Origin of the sequence: Mesorhizobium sp. M0152, assembly GCF_040322415.1 — a bacterium.
In the GTDB taxonomy this organism is placed as follows: domain Bacteria; phylum Pseudomonadota; class Alphaproteobacteria; order Rhizobiales; family Rhizobiaceae; genus Mesorhizobium.
In genome coordinates, this window is the sequence record NZ_JAMYTH010000030.1 from 41,316 (window position 1) to 61,520 (window position 20,205).

At 64.8% G+C, this 20,205-nt stretch carries 14 protein-coding genes; 11 read left to right on the plus strand and 3 right to left on the minus strand.

Annotation, left to right across the window (positions count from 1 at the left end):
• Positions 1 to 37: 37 nt before the first annotated feature.
• The 3 genes from lysM to NKJ26_RS24845 all read right to left on the minus strand — a co-directional run bounded on the left by lysM (position 38) and on the right by NKJ26_RS24845 (position 2,731).
• The gene (lysM, locus tag NKJ26_RS24835; RefSeq protein WP_352599818.1) at positions 38 to 511 is read right to left on the minus strand and encodes a peptidoglycan-binding protein LysM; all 474 of its coding nucleotides are present in this window, start codon (positions 509 to 511) and stop codon (positions 38 to 40) included.
• Positions 512 to 602: 91 nt separating this feature from the next.
• A complete protein-coding gene (gene arfB, locus NKJ26_RS24840) occupies positions 603 to 1,040 on the minus strand; it encodes an alternative ribosome rescue aminoacyl-tRNA hydrolase ArfB (RefSeq protein ID WP_352697792.1) in 438 nt (145 codons plus the stop codon).
• Positions 1,041 to 1,120: 80 nt separating this feature from the next.
• Positions 1,121 to 2,731, minus strand: a complete 1,611-nt coding sequence (locus tag NKJ26_RS24845) for a phosphoenolpyruvate carboxykinase (protein ID WP_352697794.1) — start codon at positions 2,729 to 2,731, stop codon at positions 1,121 to 1,123.
• 345 nt (positions 2,732 to 3,076) lie between these two features.
• Here NKJ26_RS24845 and NKJ26_RS24850 point away from each other — a divergent pair, with 345 nt between their 5' ends.
• The 11 genes from NKJ26_RS24850 (at position 3,077) to addA (ending at position 20,185) form a co-directional block, all read left to right on the plus strand.
• Complete coding sequence (locus NKJ26_RS24850) at positions 3,077 to 3,778, plus strand: response regulator transcription factor (protein WP_010912942.1); 702 nt, start codon at positions 3,077 to 3,079, stop codon at positions 3,776 to 3,778.
• Positions 3,779 to 3,852: 74 nt separating this feature from the next.
• Positions 3,853 to 5,637: a sensor histidine kinase gene (locus NKJ26_RS24855; protein WP_352599811.1), complete on the plus strand. Its 1,785-nt coding sequence runs from the start codon at positions 3,853 to 3,855 to the stop codon at positions 5,635 to 5,637.
• Positions 5,634 to 6,098 (plus strand): HPr kinase/phosphorylase, encoded by a 465-nt coding sequence (locus tag NKJ26_RS24860; RefSeq protein ID WP_502903193.1) that lies wholly within the window; start codon positions 5,634 to 5,636, stop codon positions 6,096 to 6,098. The genes NKJ26_RS24855 and NKJ26_RS24860 overlap by 4 nt, the downstream gene beginning before the upstream one ends.
• A 164-nt stretch (positions 6,099 to 6,262) precedes the next feature.
• The gene (locus tag NKJ26_RS24865) at positions 6,263 to 6,664 is read left to right on the plus strand and encodes a PTS sugar transporter subunit IIA (protein ID WP_010912939.1); all 402 of its coding nucleotides are present in this window, start codon (positions 6,263 to 6,265) and stop codon (positions 6,662 to 6,664) included.
• Positions 6,661 to 6,957, plus strand: a complete 297-nt coding sequence (locus NKJ26_RS24870; RefSeq protein ID WP_352599809.1) for an HPr family phosphocarrier protein — start codon at positions 6,661 to 6,663, stop codon at positions 6,955 to 6,957. Before NKJ26_RS24865 ends, NKJ26_RS24870 begins: the two co-directional genes overlap by 4 nt.
• A 181-nt stretch (positions 6,958 to 7,138) precedes the next feature.
• On the plus strand, positions 7,139 to 8,539 hold the full coding sequence (ahcY, locus tag NKJ26_RS24875) for an adenosylhomocysteinase (protein WP_352599807.1): 1,401 nt from the start codon (positions 7,139 to 7,141) through the stop codon (positions 8,537 to 8,539).
• Between the two features lie 199 nt (positions 8,540 to 8,738).
• Positions 8,739 to 11,294, plus strand: coding sequence for a sensor histidine kinase (locus tag NKJ26_RS24880; RefSeq protein ID WP_352697796.1), 2,556 nt, complete (start codon positions 8,739 to 8,741; stop codon positions 11,292 to 11,294).
• Positions 11,295 to 11,302: 8 nt separating this feature from the next.
• Positions 11,303 to 12,814, plus strand: a complete 1,512-nt coding sequence (gene tsaE, locus NKJ26_RS24885) for a tRNA (adenosine(37)-N6)-threonylcarbamoyltransferase complex ATPase subunit type 1 TsaE (RefSeq protein ID WP_352697798.1) — start codon at positions 11,303 to 11,305, stop codon at positions 12,812 to 12,814.
• Positions 12,811 to 13,539, plus strand: coding sequence for a nucleotidyltransferase family protein (locus NKJ26_RS24890; RefSeq protein WP_352697800.1), 729 nt, complete (start codon positions 12,811 to 12,813; stop codon positions 13,537 to 13,539). Before tsaE ends, NKJ26_RS24890 begins: the two co-directional genes overlap by 4 nt.
• Positions 13,536 to 16,670 (plus strand): double-strand break repair protein AddB, encoded by a 3,135-nt coding sequence (gene addB / locus NKJ26_RS24895; protein WP_352697802.1) that lies wholly within the window; start codon positions 13,536 to 13,538, stop codon positions 16,668 to 16,670. Before NKJ26_RS24890 ends, addB begins: the two co-directional genes overlap by 4 nt.
• Positions 16,667 to 20,185, plus strand: a complete 3,519-nt coding sequence (gene addA, locus NKJ26_RS24900) for a double-strand break repair helicase AddA (protein WP_352697804.1) — start codon at positions 16,667 to 16,669, stop codon at positions 20,183 to 20,185. Before addB ends, addA begins: the two co-directional genes overlap by 4 nt.
• Positions 20,186 to 20,205 lie beyond the last annotated feature (20 nt).

Here is a 20,205-nt window from a genome sequence, read left to right on the forward strand (position 1 = left end):
GCGGCGCCTTGATTTCGCTGCTTCGGTGCGATCCGCTTCAGCCAAGTTCGGGAATGCGCAGGACCTGGCCCGGATAGATCTTGTCGGGATGGGTCAGCATCGGCTTGTTGGCTTCGAAGATCACCGTGTTCTTGGCGCCCTGGCCCTTGCCGTAGCTCTTCTCGGCGATCTTCCAAAGATTGTCGCCCTTCTGCACGGTATAGAAGGTCGGCTCCTTAGCCGGGCTTGCCGCCTTGCCGGCGTCCGGCGCGACCTGCAATTCGTCGGCCTGCACCTTGGAGACGCCCAGTGTGTTGCCTACGGCGATGACCGCCTTTTCGAAGATCGACTGGTCCTTGACCACGCCCTTTAGCACCGCCGTATCACCCTGAACCACGACTTGCACGCCATCGGTGCCGAGCTTGTGTGAATCGAGTTCCTTCTTGAGCGTGTCGGCCGTGGGTGCGGCTTCCTCGTCGCCGCCGATGCCGAGTTTCTTGCCGACGCTCTTGACGAAATCGAACATGCCCATCTGCGATCTCCGTTGCTGTGGTGGGTAACCGCAGCTTGCCACCTGCAACCCAGAATTGGAAGGCACCGGCCCAGTGCAGCCTTCGCGGTGCTTAATCGTTCTCTATCCGGCCACGCAGCTTCTTGATCGTGCCGCGTCCGGCCTTGCTCTTCAATCGCCGCTCCACCGCGCCTTTCGACGGCCTTGTCTTCTTGCGCGGCGGTGGCGGCGGTTCCGCGGCCTTGGCGACAAGCGCCGCAAGCCTCGCTCGCGCATCGGCCCGGTTCTGCTCCTGTGTGCGAAAACGCCCGGCCTCGATGACGATGACGCCGTCCTTGGTGGCGCGCTGGCCGGCAAGCTTGATCGTGCGGGCGCGCACGCGCTCCGACAGGCCGGCCGCGTTCTGCGCATCGAAGCGCAATTGCACGGCCGTAGCCACCTTGTTGACGTTCTGGCCACCGGGACCCGACGAGCGGATGAAATCCTCGTGCAGGTCGCCTGGGTGGATCACCGCGTCGTCGCCAATGATGATCTTGTCGTCCGAAGTCATGGCGCAGTCATGGCGCGGCGGATCGAAAAAGAAAAGGCCCGATCGAAACCGGCCCCCAATAGTGCTGAGCGGCGTGGCGATTACTCCGCCGCCTCCTGCATGCGCGGCGCTGCCCCCAGCACGACGGCGTCGACGTGGCTCTCGAACTTTTCGAAATTGACGGCGAACATGCCGACCAGCCTTGCCGCTTGCCGGTCATAGGCAGCCTTGTCGGCCCAGGTCGATCGCGGGTCGAGAATGGTGCTGTCCACGCCCGGAACAGCCACCGGCACCTCGAAGCCGAAATTGGCGTCGGTGCGGAACTCGGTTGCGTTCAGCGAGCCGTCGAGCGCGGCGGCAAGCAAGGCGCGCGTCGCCTTGATCGGCATCCGCCTGCCGGTGCCGTAAGCACCGCCGGTCCAGCCAGTGTTGACCAGCCAGCAATCGGCGCCATGGCGGGCAATAAGCTCGCGTAGCAGATTGCCGTATTCCGACGGATGGCGTGGCATGAACGGGGCGCCGAAACAGGTCGAGAACGTCGCTTCGGGCTCGGTCACGCCCTTTTCGGTTCCGGCCACCTTGGCGGTGTAGCCCGAGAGGAAATGATACATCGCCTGCGCCGGGGTCAGCCTGGCGATCGGCGGCATCACGCCGAAGGCGTCGGCGGTCAGCATGATGATGTTCTTGGGATGATGGGCCTGTCCCGTCTTGCTGGCATTGGGAATGAAGTCGAGCGGGTAGGCGCAGCGCGTGTTCTCGGTGAGCCGGCCGTCGTTGAAGTCCGGCACGCCATCGGCGTCGAGCACGACGTTTTCCAGCACCGTGCCGAAGCGCTGCGTGGTGGCGAAGATTTCGGGCTCGGCTTCAGCCGAAAGCTTGATCGTCTTGGCGTAGCAGCCGCCTTCGAAGTTGAAGATGCCATGCGGTCCCCAGCCATGCTCGTCGTCGCCGATCAGCGTGCGCGACGGATCGGCCGACAGCGTGGTCTTGCCTGTGCCCGACAGGCCGAAGAAGATGGCTGCGTCGCCATTTGGCCCCTCATTGGCCGAGCAGTGCATCGGCATCACGCCCTTTTGCGGCAAGAGATAATTGAGCATGGTGAACACCGACTTCTTCATCTCGCCGGCATAGGAGGTGCCGCCGATCAGCACGATCTTGCGCATGAGATCGACGGCGATCACCGTTTCGGTGCGACTGCCGTGGCGGGCGGGATCGGCGCGGAAGGACGGCAGGTCGATGATCGTCATCTCGGGCACGAACCGCTCGAGTTCGGCTGCGTCGGGACGAATGAGCAGATTGCGGATGAACAGCGAATGCCAGGCGAATTCGGTGACCACTCGGGTGGGGAGCTTCAGCTCCTCGTCGGCACCGCCAATGAGATCCTGCACGTAAAGATCCTTGTCGGCGGCATGGGCACCGAAATCGGCGAGCAGCGCATCGAACTGGGCCGGCGAGATCGCCTTGTTGTTGTCCCACCAGACATGCGGCTCGGTGGCGGCGTCGCGGACGACGAACTTGTCCTTGGGCGAGCGGCCGGTGTGCTGTCCGGTCTCGGCGACAAGCGCGCCGTGCGCGGTCAACCGCGCCTCGCCGCGCCGGATCGAGTCCTCGTAAAGGGCCGCCGCACCGAAATTGTAGCGCACCACGCCGGTGGTCTTCAGGCCGATATGATCGATCGCGCAAGCCAAATTGCGTTTGCCGACTTCCGACATTGGTGTCCCCTTTCTTCGATTTGCCGCATCTTTGCCGGCGCATTTCCAGCATGCCCACCAAGCGAGCTAAGATGGTCAGAACCAGAAAAAGCAAATGATATCAAATCATTAATCGATTTAAATATTTTGAAAGTTGTTTAAATCGTTTATATGTGCGAAAAGTTTCGCGGTTGCCCAAAGGATTGGCAGCGTTCGTTCGTCCAATCCGTGTCGAGGTAGGATTGTGGCCGCCGGCACACCGCCCGTGACAGCGGGCAAGGCCTATGCCACATTTTGTACCTAATTTGTCCTGCAAAAGCCCCTTCTCGACGAAAGAAGGGACAGCTCATGAGGGAGCCGCTAGAAATGGCAACAATCGCGCTTGTCGATGACGACCGCAACATTCTGACATCGGTGTCGATCGCCCTTGAATCCGAGGGGTACCGTGTCGAGACCTATACGGATGGTGCGTCCGCGCTGGAAGGCCTGGCGGCGCGACCGCCAAACCTGGCCATTCTCGACATCAAGATGCCTCGCATGGACGGCATGGAGCTTCTGCGCCGGATGCGCCAGAAGTCCGACCTGCCGGTGATCTTCCTGACCTCCAAGGATGACGAGATCGATGAACTGTTCGGCCTCAAGATGGGCGCCGACGACTTCATCCGCAAACCGTTCTCGCAGCGCCTGCTGGTCGAGCGGGTGCGCGCCGTACTGCGCCGTGCCAGCGCCCGCGAGGCTGCGGCAAAGGCGCCCAGCCAGCAGGCACGCTCGCTCGAGCGCGGCCAACTCGTCATGGACCAGGAGCGCCATACCTGCACCTGGAAAGGCGAACCGGTGACGCTCACCGTCACCGAATTCCTGATCCTGCATTCGCTGGCGCAGCGGCCCGGCGTCGTAAAAAGTCGTGATGCGCTGATGGATTCGGCTTATGATGAGCAGGTCTATGTCGATGACCGCACGATCGACAGCCACATCAAGCGGCTGCGCAAGAAGTTCAAGGCCGTCGACGACGACTTCGAGATGATCGAAACCCTTTACGGAGTCGGATATAGGTTCCGCGAAGCGTGAGTTGATGCATGTCACCCCGGGTTTCGGGACAACGATACGCATCATAACGAAGACTAGGCGGGAGCTGCTATTCGATGGCAGTTGAAGCACAGCGAAGCAGACCGGCGGGCGCTGCCAGGCGGCCGTCGCGCATCATGCCGTCCTTCGTTTCGAAGATCACGGTGCCAATGCGCCGCTTCCTCGGCCATCACATCTTTTCCAGCCTGACGCGGCGCATCCTGTTCCTCAATCTTGCCGGACTGGCCGTCCTGGTCACCGGTATTCTCTATCTAAACACCTTCCGCGACGGGCTGATCGACGCCCGCGTCGAAAGCCTGATGACCCAGGGCGAGATCATCGCCGGGGCGATCGCGGCATCGGCGACGGTCGAGACCGATTCGATCAGCATCGATCCTGAAAAACTGCTCGAGTTGCAAGCCGGCGAAAGCCTGGGGCCAGGCTCCGATCAGCTCGACAATCTGGATTTTCCGATCAATCCGGAGCGCGTCGCGCCAGTGTTGAGGCGGCTTATCTCGCCGACCAGGACGCGTGCGCGCATCTATGACCGCGATGCCAACCTGCTGCTCGATTCGCGCCATCTCTATTCGCGCGGCCAGATCCTTCGCTACGACCTGCCGCCGGTCGAGGAGGAAGAACCCGACCTTGTCGAGCGCATCCAGAAGTTCATCTTCGACTTCTTCCGCAACACCGACCTGCCCGTCTATCACGAACAACCGGGCGGCACCGGCGCCGCCTTCCCGGAAGTGGTCAAGGCGCTTACCGGCAGCCCGTCCACCATCGTGAGGATCAGCGAGCAAGGCGAGCAGATTGTTTCGGTGGCGGTGCCGATCCAGCGCTTCCGTGCGGTTCTCGGCGTGTTGATGCTGTCGACCGAAGGCGGCGACATCGACAAGATCGTCGCCGCCGAGCGCAAGGCGATCCTGCGGGTCTTCGGCATCGCGGCTCTGGTCACCGCTATCCTGTCCATGCTGCTGGCTTCCACCATCGCCAACCCGCTGCGGCGGCTGGCGGCGGCGGCGGTGCGCGTACGGCGCGGCGTCAAGAACCGCGAGGAAATACCCGATTTCTCCGACCGGCAGGACGAGATCGGCAATTTGTCGATCGCCGTGCGCGACATGACCAACGCGCTCTACGCTCGCATCGAGGCAATCGAAAGCTTCGCCGCCGATGTCTCGCATGAATTGAAGAACCCGCTGACCTCGCTGCGCAGCGCCGTGGAAACCTTGCCGCTGGCGAAAAACGATACTTCCCGCGCGCGTCTGATGGAGATCATCCAGCACGACGTCAAACGGCTGGATCGTCTCATCACCGACATTTCCGATGCTTCCCGTCTCGACGCGGAGCTGGCGCGCGAAGACGCGGGAACCGTGGATCTGAAGAAATTCGTCACCGATCTCGTCGCCGTGTCGCGCGAGACGACCCGGCACAAGAAGGCCGTCGAGATCGAACTCAGGGTCGCCAAGCTGCCGCAGGGCGTCAAAGGCTATTTTGTCGTCGGCCATGATCTGCGCATCGGCCAGGTCATCACCAACCTGATCGAGAACGCCCGCTCCTTCGTTCCCGACGACCACGGCCACATCACGCTGTCGCTGGCGCGCGCCGGGAAGTTCAACATCCTCACCGTCGACGACAATGGTCCCGGCATCCGGGCCGACAACATCGATCGCATCTTCGAGCGCTTCTACACCGACCGGCCGGCCGGCGAGGCGTTCGGCCAGAATTCGGGCCTTGGCCTGTCGATATCCAGGCAGATCGTCGAGGCCCATGGCGGCACGCTGACGGCCGAGAACATACCCGGTACCAAGCCCGGCGAGATCAAGGGTGCGCGCTTTGTCGTGACGCTGCCGGCCGAAGCGTGATCGCCAGTCCAGTCGTGCGGCCTGAAAATATCCATGCAACGGCGCTTCTGATCGGCGAGCGCGGCATTCTGGTCACCGGCGCATCCGGTTCGGGCAAGACGACGCTGGCGCTGGCACTTATCGATCATTGCCACCGGCGGGGACTGTTCGCGCGGCTGGTCGGCGACGATCAGCTTTTCGTGGAGGCGCACGCAGGGCGGCTGGTGTGCCGCGCGCCCGCTACGATCGAAGGCCTCATCGAGGTGCCGGGGCTGGGTCCGCGGCGCCTGCCGTTCGAACCAGCCTGCGTCGTCGACCTGCATGTGCGCCTGCTGCCGGCGGATGAAACCGCACGCTTTCAGGAGGATGCCAGCGACAGCATCGCCGGCTACGCGGTGCAACGCATCGACCTGGTGCAACGCAATGTCACTGCTGCCTTGCCAGCAGTGATGGCGCGGCTGCCGATGGCGCCTTTTCTATGATCCGCCCGAGGTTTTTTGCTGCAATGCGTCAAAATGGCGTGGGCGGGCGCAATTTTGGGCTTGTCAACGGGCCGCGCGTCGACAAGATAGCGCTCCCGCCGCCTGGAATGGCTGGCGAGCATAAAATGCGCCTGTGAAGCGGCGATGACGGGAGCCACCAAAGAATGATCGGACTCGTGCTTGTAACGCACGGTCAACTGGCCACCGAGTTCCGACATGCCGTCGAACATGTCGTCGGGCCACAAGACAATTTCGAAACCGTGGCGATCGGCGCCGATGACGATATGGAGCAGCGTCGGCGCGATATCGTCGATGCCGTCGCCCGTGTCGATACCGGGGCGGGCGTCATCGTGCTGACCGACATGTTCGGCGGCACGCCCTCGAACCTTGCCATCTCGGTGATGGAGTCCGGCCGCACAGAAGTCATCGCCGGCATGAACCTGCCGATGCTGATCAAGCTGTCCTCGATCCGCAAGGGCGACAACATGGCGGCGGCGCTCGACGAGGCGCAGGCTGCGGGCCGCAAATACATCAACGTCGCCAGCCAGCTTCTGAGCAGCAAATGAACGCACTGCCCCCGGAAAAAGACCAGATCGTCCGGGAGTTTCCAATCGTCAACCAGCGCGGCTTGCATGCGCGCGCCTCGGCGAAGTTCGTCCAGCTCGCCAGCGGCTTCAACGCCTCGGTCCATGTCGAGAAGGATGGCGTCAGGGTAGGCGGCACCTCGATCATGGGCCTGATGATGCTTGCGGCAAGCCCAGGCTACTCGATTCGCGTCACCGCCAGCGGGCCCGAGGCCCAGGAGGTCATGGACGCCCTGGAGCAGTTGGTAGCCTCCCGCTTCGGCGAGGAAAGCTGACCTCCTGCACCGCCAAAGCACGCTTGAGAGACATGCAGGGATAAAGATTTCTTTATATCCCATTGTCCTCCCAAGCGTGATCTGCTAGTCAGGCCGGCAATTCGCGCCCTTTGACGTGCCTGTTGGCGCGGGCGCATCCGCAACCAATTCGCAGCAAGAACAACCGCATCGGAGCACTGCCATGACGGGTACCAAGGATTATGTGGTCGCCGACATTTCGCTTGCCGGCTGGGGCCGCAAGGAACTCGATATCGCCGAGACCGAAATGCCGGGCCTGATGGCCTGCCGCGAGGAATTCGGCGCCAAGAAGCCGCTCAAGGGCGCGCGCATCACAGGCTCGCTGCACATGACCATCCAGACGGCGGTGCTGATCGAGACGCTAAAGGCGCTCGGCGCCGACATCCGCTGGGCTTCCTGCAACATCTTTTCGACCCAGGACCATGCGGCCGCGGCCATTGCCGAGACCGGCATCCCGGTCTTCGCCGTCAAGGGCGAGAGCCTCGAACAATATTGGGACTACACCGACCGGATCTTCCAGTGGGCCGACGGCGGCCTCTCCAACATGATCCTCGATGACGGCGGCGACGCCACCATGTACATCCTGATCGGCGCCCGCGCCGAAGCCGGCGAAGACGTATTGTCCAACCCGCAGAGCGAGGAGGAGGAGTATTTCTACGCGCAGGTCAAGAAGCGCCTGAAGGCTTCGCCCGGCTTCTTCACCAAGCAGAAGGAAGCCATCCGCGGCGTCACCGAAGAAACCACCACCGGCGTCAACCGGCTCTACCAGCTGCAGAAGAAGGGCCTGCTGCCCTTCCCCGCCATCAACGTCAACGACTCGGTCACCAAGTCCAAATTCGACAACAAGTATGGCTGCAAGGAATCGCTGGTCGACGGCATTCGCCGCGGCACCGATACTATGATGGCCGGCAAGGTCGCGGTCGTCTGCGGCTATGGGGATGTCGGCAAGGGCTCGTCGGCCTCGCTCAAGGGCGCCGGCGCCCGCGTGAAGGTGACCGAGGTCGATCCGATCTGCGCGTTGCAGGCGGCAATGGACGGCTTCGAGGTCGTGACGCTGGAAGACGCGGCACCGACCGCCGACATCGTCATCACCACCACCGGCAACAAGGACGTCGTCACTCTCGACCATATGCGGTCGATGAAGGACATGGTGATCGTCGGCAATATCGGCCACTTCGACAACGAGATCCAGGTCGCGTCGCTGCGCAACCTGAAGTGGACCAACGTCAAGCCGCAAGTCGATATGATCACCTTCCCGGATGGCAAGCGGATGATCCTTCTGTCCGAGGGCCGCCTGCTCAACCTCGGCAACGCGACCGGCCACCCGAGCTTCGTCATGTCGGCATCCTTCACCAACCAGGTGCTGGCCCAGATCGAGCTGTTCACCAAGTCCGATCAGTACCAGAACCAGGTCTATGTGCTGCCCAAGCATCTCGACGAGAAGGTCGCGCGCCTGCACCTCGACAAGCTGGGTGCCCGCCTGACCGAATTGTCGGGTGAACAGGCCGCCTATATCGGCGTCACGCCCCAGGGCCCGTTCAAGCCGGAACACTACCGCTATTAACCAAGCGTACATTTGCCACTAGATATTGACGCCGGGCGATTGACTTTTCGCCCGGCTTTATTTTTGCGCGCGATCAGCCTTCACGGCGATTCGGCGAGGGTTTATTGTCAGGTGATTCGCGACGCTTCCGGCCCGAAAGGGGAACCGAAAAGCGCGTGTCAGGGCGGTCTTGCATTCAGGCGGCGGAGAGGACCAAGACATGCCGGGGCAACACCCGCACAGAGCGGGACGGGCCGTTTCCGGCGGCCATGACGATTCGGAGACCATTGGCTCCGCCACCCAGGGCGGGCGCCTTTCATGGCGCGGCCGTGCGGGCCTGTTGCTTGCCGGATCCACGCTGGCCAGTCCGTTCCTTTGTGCGGTGACCCATGCCCAGAACGCCGGCGTAGCGCCGCCGAACCCTTCGGTCAGTACGGTCGAGGTCATGCAGCTTGCCGTCTTCGTCGGGGTGATGGGCGCGGCATTCCTGTCGGCCATCGTCCTGATCCGCGAACGGGCCCGCACCTCGGCCGAAAATGTCGAACTGAGGAGCCGCATCGCCGATGTCAACGCGGCGCTGCGCCGTTCGGAGGCGCTGCTCAATCTGCGCGACCAGCGCGTGGTCGTCTGGGCCTCGGAGAACAAGAAGCCCGAACTCATCGGCACATTGCCCGTCGAAAGCGGCGCTCCGGAGGAGCGGGCCGCATTTCTCGCCTTTGGCCGCTGGTTGATGCCGCGTTCGGCGGCGGCGCTGGAGCACGCCATTGCGGCCTTGCGCGAAAATGCCAGGTCGTTCGATCTCGTCATCGAATCTCAGGCCGGCGCTCCGCTCGAAGTGCACGGCCGCAAGAGCGCTGCCCATGTGCTGGTGCGGTTCGTTTCGCTTTCCGAAACACAGCGCAGCCAGGCCCGACTGAAACTCGACAACCAGCGGCTCGCAGCCGAGCACGACACCCTGGTCGGCCTGCTCGATGCGCTGAAGATGCCGGCATGGTTGCGTGACGAGCACGGGCGTCTGAAATGGGTCAACCGGGCCTATGCCGACGCGGTCGAAGCCGAAAGCGCGGAAGCCGCCGTCCGTGACGCCAAGGAATTCCTCGGCGGCCAGGCGCGCGACGCAATCGCCGTCCAACACAAATCGCACCCGGTATTCGAGCAGTCGCTTTCCACCGTGATCGAAGGCGACCGCCGCGTGTTCGCGGTGACCGATTTCGCCGGTGCGGACGGCTCGGCAGGCGTTGCCAGCGACACCAGCGCCATCGAGACGATCCGCGGCGAATATGAGCGGACCGTGCGAAGCCACGCCGACACGCTCGACCAGCTCAACACCGCGGTCGCCATTTTCGACACCGACGAAAAGCTGCGCTTCTTCAATCAGGCATTCCAGAAACTATGGGGACTCGACAGCGGTTTCCTGCACAGCGGGCCTGACAACGCCCTGCTGCTCGACCGGCTGCGCAGCGAAGGCAAGATCGCCGAGCAGCCCGAATGGCGCCGCTGGAAGGAAGGCCTACTCGGCGCCTACCGCGCGGTCGAATCGCAGGAGCACTGGTGGCATCTGCCTGATGGAAAGACCATTCGCGTCGTCGCCAACCCGCAGCCCAAAGGCGGCGTTACCTGGGTGTTCGAGAACCTGACCGAGAAGATGGACCTCGAAAGCCGCTACCGGACCGCAGTCCGGGTCCAGGGCGAAACATTGGACAATCTCGCCGAAGGCGTGGCGGTGTTCGGCCCCGATGGCAGGCTGCGGCTATCCAACCCGGCCTTTGCCACGCTGTGGGGGCTGGGCGCGGAAGCCGCCAAGCCCAATGTGCACGTTTCCACGATACGCGACCTTTGCGACCGGCAGGCTGCCGACAGCCCCTGGCCCGGTTTCGTCGCCGCCATAACCGGGTTCGACGATGAGCGCCGCGACCGCCACGGCCAGACCGAGCTCAACAACGGCACCGTGCTGCGTTACGCCGTGATTCCGCTGCCTAACGGGCAGGTGATGATGACCTTCGTCGATGTCACCGACAGCGTCCATGTCGAGCGTGCGCTCAAGGACAAGAACGAGGCGCTGGAAAAGTCGGACCAGCTCAAGAACGACTTCGTCCAGCACGTGTCCTACGAGCTGCGTTCGCCGCTGACCAACATCATCGGGTTTACCGAACTGCTTTCGCTGCCGGCGACCGGTCCGTTGACGCAGAAGCAGCGTGAATATGTCGAGCATGTCGGCTCGTCCTCCTCGGTGCTGCTGACCATCGTCAACGACATTCTGGACCTCGCCACCGTCGATGCCGGCATCATGCAGCTGGAAATTTCCGAGGTGCATGTCGACCGCACCATAACCGCCGCGGCCGAACTGATAGCCGACCGGCTGGAGGAGCATTCGATCCGGCTCGAAGTCGACGCCGCCGCGGCGCCGAAAACGTTTCACGGCGACGAAACGCGCATCCGCCAAATCCTATACAATCTGCTCAGCAACGCCGCCAACTACGCGCCGGAGGCAAGCACCATCCGGCTCGCATGCCGCCAATTGGCGGACGGTGTCGAATTCTCGGTTCACGACGACGGCCCCGGCATGCCGCCTGATGTGCTCGATTCGGTGTTCCGCCGTTTCGAGCCGCGCGCCAATGGCGGCCGCAGGCGCGGCGCCGGCCTCGGTCTGTCGATCGTCAAGAGCTTTGTCGAACTGCATGGCGGCGGCGTTCGCATCGAAACCGGCAAGGACAAGGGCACGACCGTCATCTGCACCTTCCCCGACATGCCGGGCATCCGCGCCGCGGCCGAGTAGCGCGTTCGATGACGAGCTTTGTGCTGGAGCGTTTGCTCACTGATGAGACACAGACAGCGCGGCTGGGCGAGGATCTCGCGCTGTCGTTGCGCGCCGGCGACGTGCTGGCGCTCAAGGGCGATCTCGGTGCCGGCAAATCGACGCTGGCGCGCGCGCTGATCAGGACGCTGGCCGACGATGCCGGCCTCGATGTGCCGAGCCCCACCTTCACGCTGGTGCAGAGCTACGACACGCGCATCCCGGTCCATCATTTCGACCTGTACCGCCTGGGCTCAGCGAGCGAGATCGACGAGTTGGGTTTCGACGAAGCGCTGGCGCAAGGCGCGGCCCTGGTCGAATGGCCGGAGCGGGCAGAGGCCTATCTGCCGAAGACGACCGTTCTGATCGAACTCGTCCAGCAAGGCGAGGGCCGGCTGGCGAGAGTGTCGGGGCAAGGCGCTGCCTTCGAGCGCGCGGCGCGCTCGCTGGCCATGCGCGGTTTTCTCGAGGGCGCCGGCTGGGGCGAAGCACGGCGCCGCCATTTCATCGGCGATGCCTCGGCCCGATCGTACGAAATCGTGTCGCTTGCCGGTCATAGACAGCGTGTGCTGATGAACTCGCCGCGGCTGGTGCTCGGGCCGCCGGTCCGCGACGGCAAGCCCTATGCCGTGATCGCCCACACCGCGCAGTCGGTGTCGGCCTTCGTCGCCATCGACCGTGCCTTGAAGGCCGGCGGCGTCAGCGTTCCGGAAATCCACGCCGAGGACCAGGACCAGGGATTCCTGCTTCTCGAACATCTCGGTTCAGAAGGGTTTCTCGGCAAGGACGGCGAGCCGCTGGCAAAGCGCTATGCCGCGGCGGCCGAACTGCTGGCCATGATGCATGGCCTGACATGGCCGCAACGCCTAGAAGCGCGACCGGGGCGCTTCCATGATGTGCCGCCTTTCGACCGTGACGCGATGATGATCGAGGCCGACCTGCTGGTCGACTGGTACGTGCCGGCCATATCGGGTAATCCAGCGAGCGATGATCTACGGACTGGCTACGCCAAGGAATGGAACGCGCTTTTCGACCGGCTGCAAGGCCGCGAGTACACGCTGATGCTGCGCGATTTCCATTCGCCCAACATCATCTGGCGCGGCGATCGTTCCGGGCATGACCGCCTCGGCATCGTCGATTTCCAGGACGCCCTCATCGGCCCGTCAGCCTATGATGTGGCATCACTGGCCATGGATGCCCGCGTCACCATATCGCCCGAGATAGAAAAGCAGACGCTCGACGCTTACATGGCGGCGCGCCACGCAGCGGGGGCTTTCGACCAGGCAGGTTTCCTGGAATCCTATGCAATCATGGCGGCGCAGCGCAATTCCAAGATCCTGGGCATCTTCGTCCGCCTCGAAAAGCGCGACGGCAAGCCTTATTATCTGAAGCACCTGCCGCGCATCCGCGACTATTTGCGGCGGGCGCTGTCCCATCCGTCTCTGGCCGGCCTGCGGGATTTCTACAACGCGCATGGATTGCTGGAGGAGCGCGCGCTGTGACAGCAGGACCAGACACCGCGATCGTGCTCGCCGCCGGGCTTGGCAAGCGCATGCGGCCGATCACCGACACCATTCCCAAGCCGCTGGTCAGGATCGCCGGCAAGACCTTGCTCGACTGGAGCCTCGACAGCCTGGCCGCGGCCGGCGTCGGCACGGCGGTGATCAACGTCCACTATTTTCCCGAACAGATCGTCGCCCATGTCGCGGCGCGCCGCGCGCCACGGATCATCATTTCCGACGAGAGCGCACAACTGCTCGATTCCGCCGGCGGCATCGTCAAGGCGTTGCCGGAACTGGGCGAACAGCCCTTCTACATCCTCAACGCCGACACGTTCTGGATCGACCACGGTCCCCTCAATCTCAAGCGCCTCGCCCTTGCATGGGACGCGACGAAAATGGATATTCTGCTGATGCTGGCGGATCTCCATCAGGCGACCGGACACTGCGGCAGCACCGATTTCCTGGTGGCGCCGGATGGCGCCTTGTGCCGTTCGAAAGGTGACCCGGCGGGGCTGATCTATGCCGGGGCCGCAATCATCCATCCGCGCCTGTTCGGGGCCGCACTGGCCGGACCGCACTCGCTCAACGCCTATTTCGACACAGCCATTGCCGCCGGCCGCCTGTTCGGCATGCCGATGCATGGCCACTGGATCACCGTCGGCACTCCCGATGCCATTCCGCTCGCGGAAGCGGCGGTCGCCGGCGCGCTAGCCGAGTCACAATGAGCGGCTCAAGCCGCGTTTTCTCAATTCCCCCTGGAGCGCCGTTTCTGCCGACGCTTGCCGAGGCGCTGCTTGCCGGCCGCCTGATTCCTGGTTTTCGTTTCGACGGCGATCCGCTCGCCCTGGCCGATGTCACCATCTACGTCCCGACGCGCCGCGCCGCGCGTGCCTTGCGCGGTGTCTTCGTCGACAGCCTGGCCTCGCGAGGCGGCGGCGGTTCGGCGATCCTGCCGGTCATTCGTCCGCTCGGCGAATTCGATGAGGATGAGGCCGCATTCGAGACCGAACCGTCGGCGGCAATCGATCTTGCGCCGCCGATCGCGGCGACCGAACGCCTGTTGCTGCTGACGCCGCTGGTGCGAGCCTGGAAACGCCGGTTGCCGGCACATGTCGAGGCCCTTTTCGCGGAGGAAATCGTCATCCCGGCCTCTACCGCCGACGCGATCTGGCTGGCGCGCGATCTCGCGGCGCTGATGGACGAGATCGAGACGGAAGGTTCGGACTGGACCAGGCTCACGGCGCTGGTGACCGGCAACCTTGCCGGTTGGTGGCAGGTGACGCTCGAATTCCTCGGCATCGTCACAGATGCCTGGCCGCGATTTCTCGAGGAGCGCGACCGTTCCAATCCGGCCGCGCATCGCAGCGCGCTGATCCGGGCCGAAGCGGCGCGGCTGCGGCGTAATCCGCCTGCCGGGCCAGTCATTGCCGCGGGATCGACCGGTTCGATACCCGCCACGGCCGAACTGCTTGCCGCGATCGCCCGCCTGCCCGCAGGCGCCATCGTGCTGCCTGGTCTCGACCGGACGCTGGACGAAGCGTCCTTCCAGGCCATTGCCGCGCCTGGCGCACGTCCGGCGGTGCTTGGCCATCCGCAATATGGCCTGGCCAAACTGATCAACAAGATCGGCGTGCTGCGCGGCGATGTCGAGGAGGTCGGCGCGGCCGAACCGCGGCTTGCGCTTCGAGCGGCCCTGGTCGGCGAGGCGCTCCGGCCGGCCGAGACCACCGAGCTGTGGGCCGAGACGCGGAACAGTTTTTCAGCGCCCGATGTCGCCGACGCGCTGGCCGACGTGACGCTGCTCGAAGCGGCCAGCGAGCGCAATGAGGCCGTCGCGATCGCTGTCGCGCTGAAGCGCGCGGTCGAGCAACCCGGCCAAAGGGCTGCCCTCGTCACCGGCGATCGCGCCCTGGCGCGCCGCGTCGCGGTCGAGCTTCAGCGCTTCGGCGTCGTTGCCGACGATTCCGGTGGCATGCCGCTGGCCAACACGCCGGCGGCCAGCTTGCTCCGGCTGGCGCTCGAGGCAGTGTTCCGGCCAGGCGATCCGGTTAACCTGCTGTCGCTGCTCAAACACCCGCTGCTCGGCCTCGGCCTCGAACGTGCAAGCGTTCGCGGTGCGGCGGAACTGGTCGAACTGGTGGCGCTGCGCGGCGGCACCGGGCGCCCGGACATCGTTTCGCTGCCGGAACTGTTCGAAACCCGTCTCACCCGCCTCGGCGATGACAGCCGGCCGCCCTTCTGGTTTTCCCGATTGACCGTGCGTTCCATCGAAGACGCGCGGAACCTCCTCGCACGCCTGACGCAAGCCCTGGCGCCACTGACGGCGTTTCGTGGGGAGACGGGTGCAGATCTTGCCGCGCTGGTCAAAGCCAGCGTTATCGCACTCGAAAATCTCGGACGCACCGGGGATGGCGGCCTTGGCGAACTCTATGCCGGCGACGCCGGCGAAAAGCTCGCCGAACTGTTGCGCGGGCTGGTCGCGGCCTCCGCGCCGCTGTCGTTCGCGGCGAGCGAATGGCCAGATGTGATGGACGCGCTGATCGCGCCCGAGACGGTCAAGCCGGCCCAAGGCACCGACAGGAACATCGCCATTTGGGGCGCTTTGGAAGCGCGGCTGCAGAGCGTCGACACGCTGGTCATCGGGGGTCTCAACGAAGGCGTGTGGCCGCGCAAGCCGGAGAGCGACCGCTTCATGTCGCGGCTGATGAAGACCGGCATCGATCTCGAACCGCCGGAGCGGCGCATCGGCCTTGCCGCGCATGACTTTCAGATGGCGATGGGCGCGAAGAAGGTGATCCTGGCCCGCTCCGCGCGTGCTGGCGACGCGCCCGCCGTGCCGTCGCGCTGGCTGCAACGCCTACTCACCTTCATAGGCAACGACCAGGCGGCGGAGCTGCGCCGGCGCGGCGACGAGCTGCTGGCCTGGGCGCGCGCGCTCGACACCGGGCCGAAGCGGGACTTCGCCCCGCGGCCACAGCCGAAGCCGCCACTGCCGGTCCGCCCCACCCATTTCTCGGTCACCGAGATCGAGACGATGCGCCGCGACCCCTACGCCGTTTACGCAAGGCGGATCCTAGGCCTGATGCCGCTCGATCCGATCATCCGCGACCCCGGCGCCGCCGAGCGCGGCACGCTGTTCCACGCCATCCTGCATCTGTTCTCGGGCAGTGTTGCCGATCCTCGCACGGCCGACGCGCTCGACGGCCTCATATCAGCCGGCCGCGCCTGTTTTGCCGAAGCCGCCCTTCCGGCCGATGTCGAGGCGGTGTGGTGGCCGCGCTTCGAGAAACTCGCCGCCAACATCATCGAATGGGAGCGCACCCGTGCTGCTGCCGTCGTGCGGCGGCATGCCGAGGAAAGAGCCGGCAAGACCGTCGTCGGCCAGTCCGGCGTGACGCTGTCGGGCTACGCCGACCGGGTCGACCTTTTGGCCGGCGGCATGGCCGACATACTGGACTACAAGACTGGCTCCTCGCCCTCCAAGGCGCAGGCGCACACGCTGCTTGCGCCGCAATTGGCGCTGGAAGGTGCGCTGCTCAGGCGCGGCGCCTTCAAGGATTTAGGCGCGCGCGAGCCGTCGCAATTGGCGTTCGTGCGGCTGAAGCCGAATGGCGAGGTGTTCGAAGAGTCCATCCTCGAACACAATCGCCAGCCAAGAACTGCGACCGACCTTGCCGAGGAGGCCTGGGCGCGGCTGGAAAAGCTGCTGATCCATTATGCCGATCCGGCGACCGGTTATCTGTCGCGCGCGCTGCCGTTTCGCGAGGGCGAGACCGATGGCGACTACGACCATCTTGCCCGCGTGCTCGAATGGTCCGCCGGCGGCGATGCCGGTGATGAGGGAGGGGAGGCATGAAGAAGGCCTATCCCATCCCGAGCGACACCGCCTCGAGCCAGGCCCGCGCCGCCGATCCGGGCAATTCGGCCTGGGTGTCGGCCAATGCGGGATCCGGCAAGACCCATGTGCTGGCCCAGCGCGTCATCCGGCTGCTGCTCAACGGCACCGATCCGTCGAAGATCCTGTGCCTGACCTATACGCGCGCCGCCGCCGCCAACATGTCGAACCGGGTCTTCTCGACACTGTCGGAGTGGACGGCACTTGGTGATGCGGACCTTGCCGCGAAGATCGAGGCGCTGGAGGGCCGCCGGCCCGATCCGGAGATCATGCGCCGTGCCCGCCGCCTGTTCGCCGAGGCGCTGGAAACGCCCGGCGGGCTGAAGATCCAGACCATTCACGCCTTCTGCGAATCCGTGCTTCACCAGTTCCCGCTGGAAGCCAACATCCCTGCCCATTTCGAGATGCTCGACGGCCAGATGGAAGCGTCGCTGTTTGCCGCCGCCCGCCGCGAGATGATCTCCGGCACGAGTGTCGGCAATGCGGACCTGGCCGAGGCGTTCGCCATCGTGCTCGAGCGTGGCGGCGAGGCCGGTCTCGACGCCCTGCTGAGCGAAATCGTACGCAAGCGCGACGGCCTGCGCAATTTCATCGACGCCGCCGGCCGCGACGGCACGCGCTTCCAGGCCGTGTTCGACGAATTCCATTTCCATCCCGGCCAGACCGCCGAAGGCATAGCGGCCTCGGCCTGGCCGCTGCCGGGATTCCTGCCCGATTATTTCGCCGGCTTCGCCCAAGCCGCCGAATCCACCGACGCCAGATCGGTGCTGAACAACATCCTGCCCTATGCGCGCCAGGCCTTCGCAGAGGACGACCCCATCGGTCGTCTGCGGCTGCTAGCAAGAGCCTTTCTCAAGACCGATGGCGGCCCGTACGATCCGGCAAAGGCGTTCAAGAAGGCGCTGACCGACCGTTTGCCGGATCTGGCCGGGCGCTATCTCTCGGCGGCCAGCACGATCATCGAAACCGTCGACCGGCTGGCCCTGTTCCGGATGCTGGAAGGCACTGTCGCCGCGCTGACCATCGCTGACTGGCTGATCGCCCGCTACGAAATGCTGAAGCGCGGCCGCGGCTTTCTCGACTTCAACGACCTGATCACCCGCACGGTCAATCTTCTGGCACGGCCCGACGCCGGGCCCTGGGTGCAGTACAAGCTCGACCAGGGCATCGATCACATCCTGCTCGACGAGGCGCAGGACACCAGCCCGGATCAGTGGGAAGTGGTGAAGCGACTGGCGGAGGAGTTCTTCGCCGGCCTCGGCGCGCGCGACAGGGTCCATCGCACCGTCTTTGCCGTCGGCGACGAGAAGCAGTCGATCTATTCGTTCCAAGGTGCGGCCCCGGACTCCTTCGCCGATAGCCGGCTGTTGTTTGCGGGACGGGTACGCGACGCCGAAGCCTCCTTCGCCGACCTCAAGCTGACCTGGTCGTTCCGCTCGACCGACGACGTTCTGGCGGCCGTCGACCGCGTCTTTGCCGATCCCACGGTGCGGCGGGGCATCAGCCATGACCCCGATCCGCTGAGCCACAAGGCGATCCGCACCGATGCGCCGGGTTATGTCGAGGTCTGGCCGTCGATCGGTGCCGATGTCGTCGACGAGCCCGACGACTGGACCCAGGCCGTCGATCATGCCCATGCGCCGGCCGTGCGCGTTGCCGAGAATGTCGCCGCCACCATTGCCGGCTGGATCGCCGCCGGCGAGATCATCGAGGGTCGCGGCACGCGGCTGCGGCCGGGCGACGTGCTGGTGCTGGTGCGCAAGCGCGACAGCTTCGTCCACGCTCTGACCCGGTCGCTCAAACGCCGCGATATTCCCGTGGCCGGCGCCGACCGGCTGAGCCTGCCGGGGCATATCGCCGTCAAGGACCTGATCGCGCTCGGCCGTCTCCTCATCCAGCCGCAGGATGACCTGTCGCTAGCCGCCGTGCTGCGCAGCCCGATCTTCGACCTGCCGGAGGAGACGCTTTTCGCACTTGCCGCTCAGCGGCCGCCGGGTCGATCGCTGATGACGTCCCTGCGCCAGCACGCCGGCGAAAGCGAAGCGTTGGCGTCGGTCATTGCCCAGCTCGACATCTGGACGAGCGAAGCCGCTTTCAAGCCGGTGTTCGAGTTCTATGCCGGCCTGCTGGCGCGCGACGGCGTTCGCCGGAAGATGATCGCGCGGCTCGGGCCCGAAGCCGGCGATATTCTCGACGAGTTCCTGAGTTTCTGCCTGGCAGAGGAACGAACCGGTCTGCCGGGGCTGGAAGCTTTCCTGTCCACGCTGGAGAACGCCGGCCCCGAGATCAAGCGCGAGATGGACCAGACCCGCGACGAGGTTCGCGTCATGACAGTACACGCCGCCAAGGGCCTGGAGGCGCCTGTCGTGTTCCTGGTCGATGGCGGCTCCGCCCCATTCAGCGATCAGCATCTGCCGCGCCTGATGCCTTTCGACGGATCGGGCCGATACTGGGACGGCAAGGGTTATCTCTGGCGCTCGGCGACCGATGTCGCCAACGGCTTTTCGAAGGCGGCGGCTGTCCGGGCACGAGAACTCGCCGACGACGAATACCGCCGGCTGCTCTATGTCGGCATGACCCGCGCCGAGGACCGGCTGATCGTCTGCGGCTATCATGGCAAGCGGGCGCCGAATACCGGCACCTGGCATTCGATCGTCAGCCGCGCGCTGGTTGGCGCGCCGGAGAGCGAAGAGCGTGCCCATCCCGCCGGCGGTGAACCGGTGCATCGTTTCCACGTGACCAAGCTGCCGCCGGCACCGCTGGTCTCAGGCGAGCAGGCGCAACCGACGAACGTTTTCGCACCCGTGCCGACAAGCCTGTTCCGGCCCTTGCCGCCTTTCGAGGACTTGCCGCGGCCGCTGTCGCCCTCCGGCGCCTCGGCTTTGATCGAAGAAGGCAAGGAGGCCGTGGTCGACAAGGCTTCCCCGGTGCTGGACGCCGATGCCGAGCCTGGTTTTGCCGTGCTGCGCGGGCTTGCCCTGCACAAGCTGCTGCAGATGTTGCCGGGCATGGCCGAGCCCGAGCGCGAGGGCGCCGCGGAACGCTATCTCGCCCGCACCGGTGCGCAATGGCCCAGCGGCGAGCGGGAAAGAGCACTGGCTTCGGTCGCCGCCATCCTTGCCGACCCCCGCTTCGGCCAGTTGTTTGCGCCATCGTCGCGCGCCGAGGTCGCCATCATGGGCAGCCTGGAGGTGAAAGGCAGAACGCGCTCCATCTCCGGCAAGATCGATCGCCTGGCGGTAACATCGGACTCGGTATCGATCGTCGACTACAAGACCAACCGCCCGGCGCCCGTCGCTCTGGCCGAGGTTGCGCCGGCTTATGTCCTGCAGCTCGCGCTCTATCGGGCCCTGCTGCAGCCGCTTTATCCCGGACGGGAGGTGAAGGCGGCCTTGCTGTTCACCGAAGCGCCACGGCTGATCGAGCTGCCGGCCCAGGCTATGGATGACGCCCTTGCCCGACTCACGGGAGCGTGACACAAGACCTGCTTGAAGAA

Excerpts from the sequence above, each read along its gene's own strand:
- lysM (WP_352599818.1), bottom strand. The coding sequence starts at position 511 with ATGGGCATGTTCGATTTCGTCAAGAGCGTCGGCAAGAAACTCGGCATC.
- arfB (WP_352697792.1), bottom strand. The coding sequence starts at position 1,040 with ATGACTTCGGACGACAAGATCATCATTGGCGACGACGCGGTGATCCAC.
- NKJ26_RS24845 (WP_352697794.1), bottom strand. The coding sequence starts at position 2,731 with ATGTCGGAAGTCGGCAAACGCAATTTGGCTTGCGCGATCGATCATATC.
- NKJ26_RS24850 (WP_010912942.1), top strand. The coding sequence starts at position 3,077 with ATGGCAACAATCGCGCTTGTCGATGACGACCGCAACATTCTGACATCG.
- NKJ26_RS24855 (WP_352599811.1), top strand. The coding sequence starts at position 3,853 with ATGGCAGTTGAAGCACAGCGAAGCAGACCGGCGGGCGCTGCCAGGCGG.
- NKJ26_RS24865 (WP_010912939.1), top strand. The coding sequence starts at position 6,263 with ATGATCGGACTCGTGCTTGTAACGCACGGTCAACTGGCCACCGAGTTC.
- NKJ26_RS24870 (WP_352599809.1), top strand. The coding sequence starts at position 6,661 with ATGAACGCACTGCCCCCGGAAAAAGACCAGATCGTCCGGGAGTTTCCA.
- ahcY (WP_352599807.1), top strand. The coding sequence starts at position 7,139 with ATGACGGGTACCAAGGATTATGTGGTCGCCGACATTTCGCTTGCCGGC.
- NKJ26_RS24880 (WP_352697796.1), top strand. The coding sequence starts at position 8,739 with ATGCCGGGGCAACACCCGCACAGAGCGGGACGGGCCGTTTCCGGCGGC.
- tsaE (WP_352697798.1), top strand. The coding sequence starts at position 11,303 with ATGACGAGCTTTGTGCTGGAGCGTTTGCTCACTGATGAGACACAGACA.
- addB (WP_352697802.1), top strand. The coding sequence starts at position 13,536 with ATGAGCGGCTCAAGCCGCGTTTTCTCAATTCCCCCTGGAGCGCCGTTT.
- addA (WP_352697804.1), top strand. The coding sequence starts at position 16,667 with ATGAAGAAGGCCTATCCCATCCCGAGCGACACCGCCTCGAGCCAGGCC.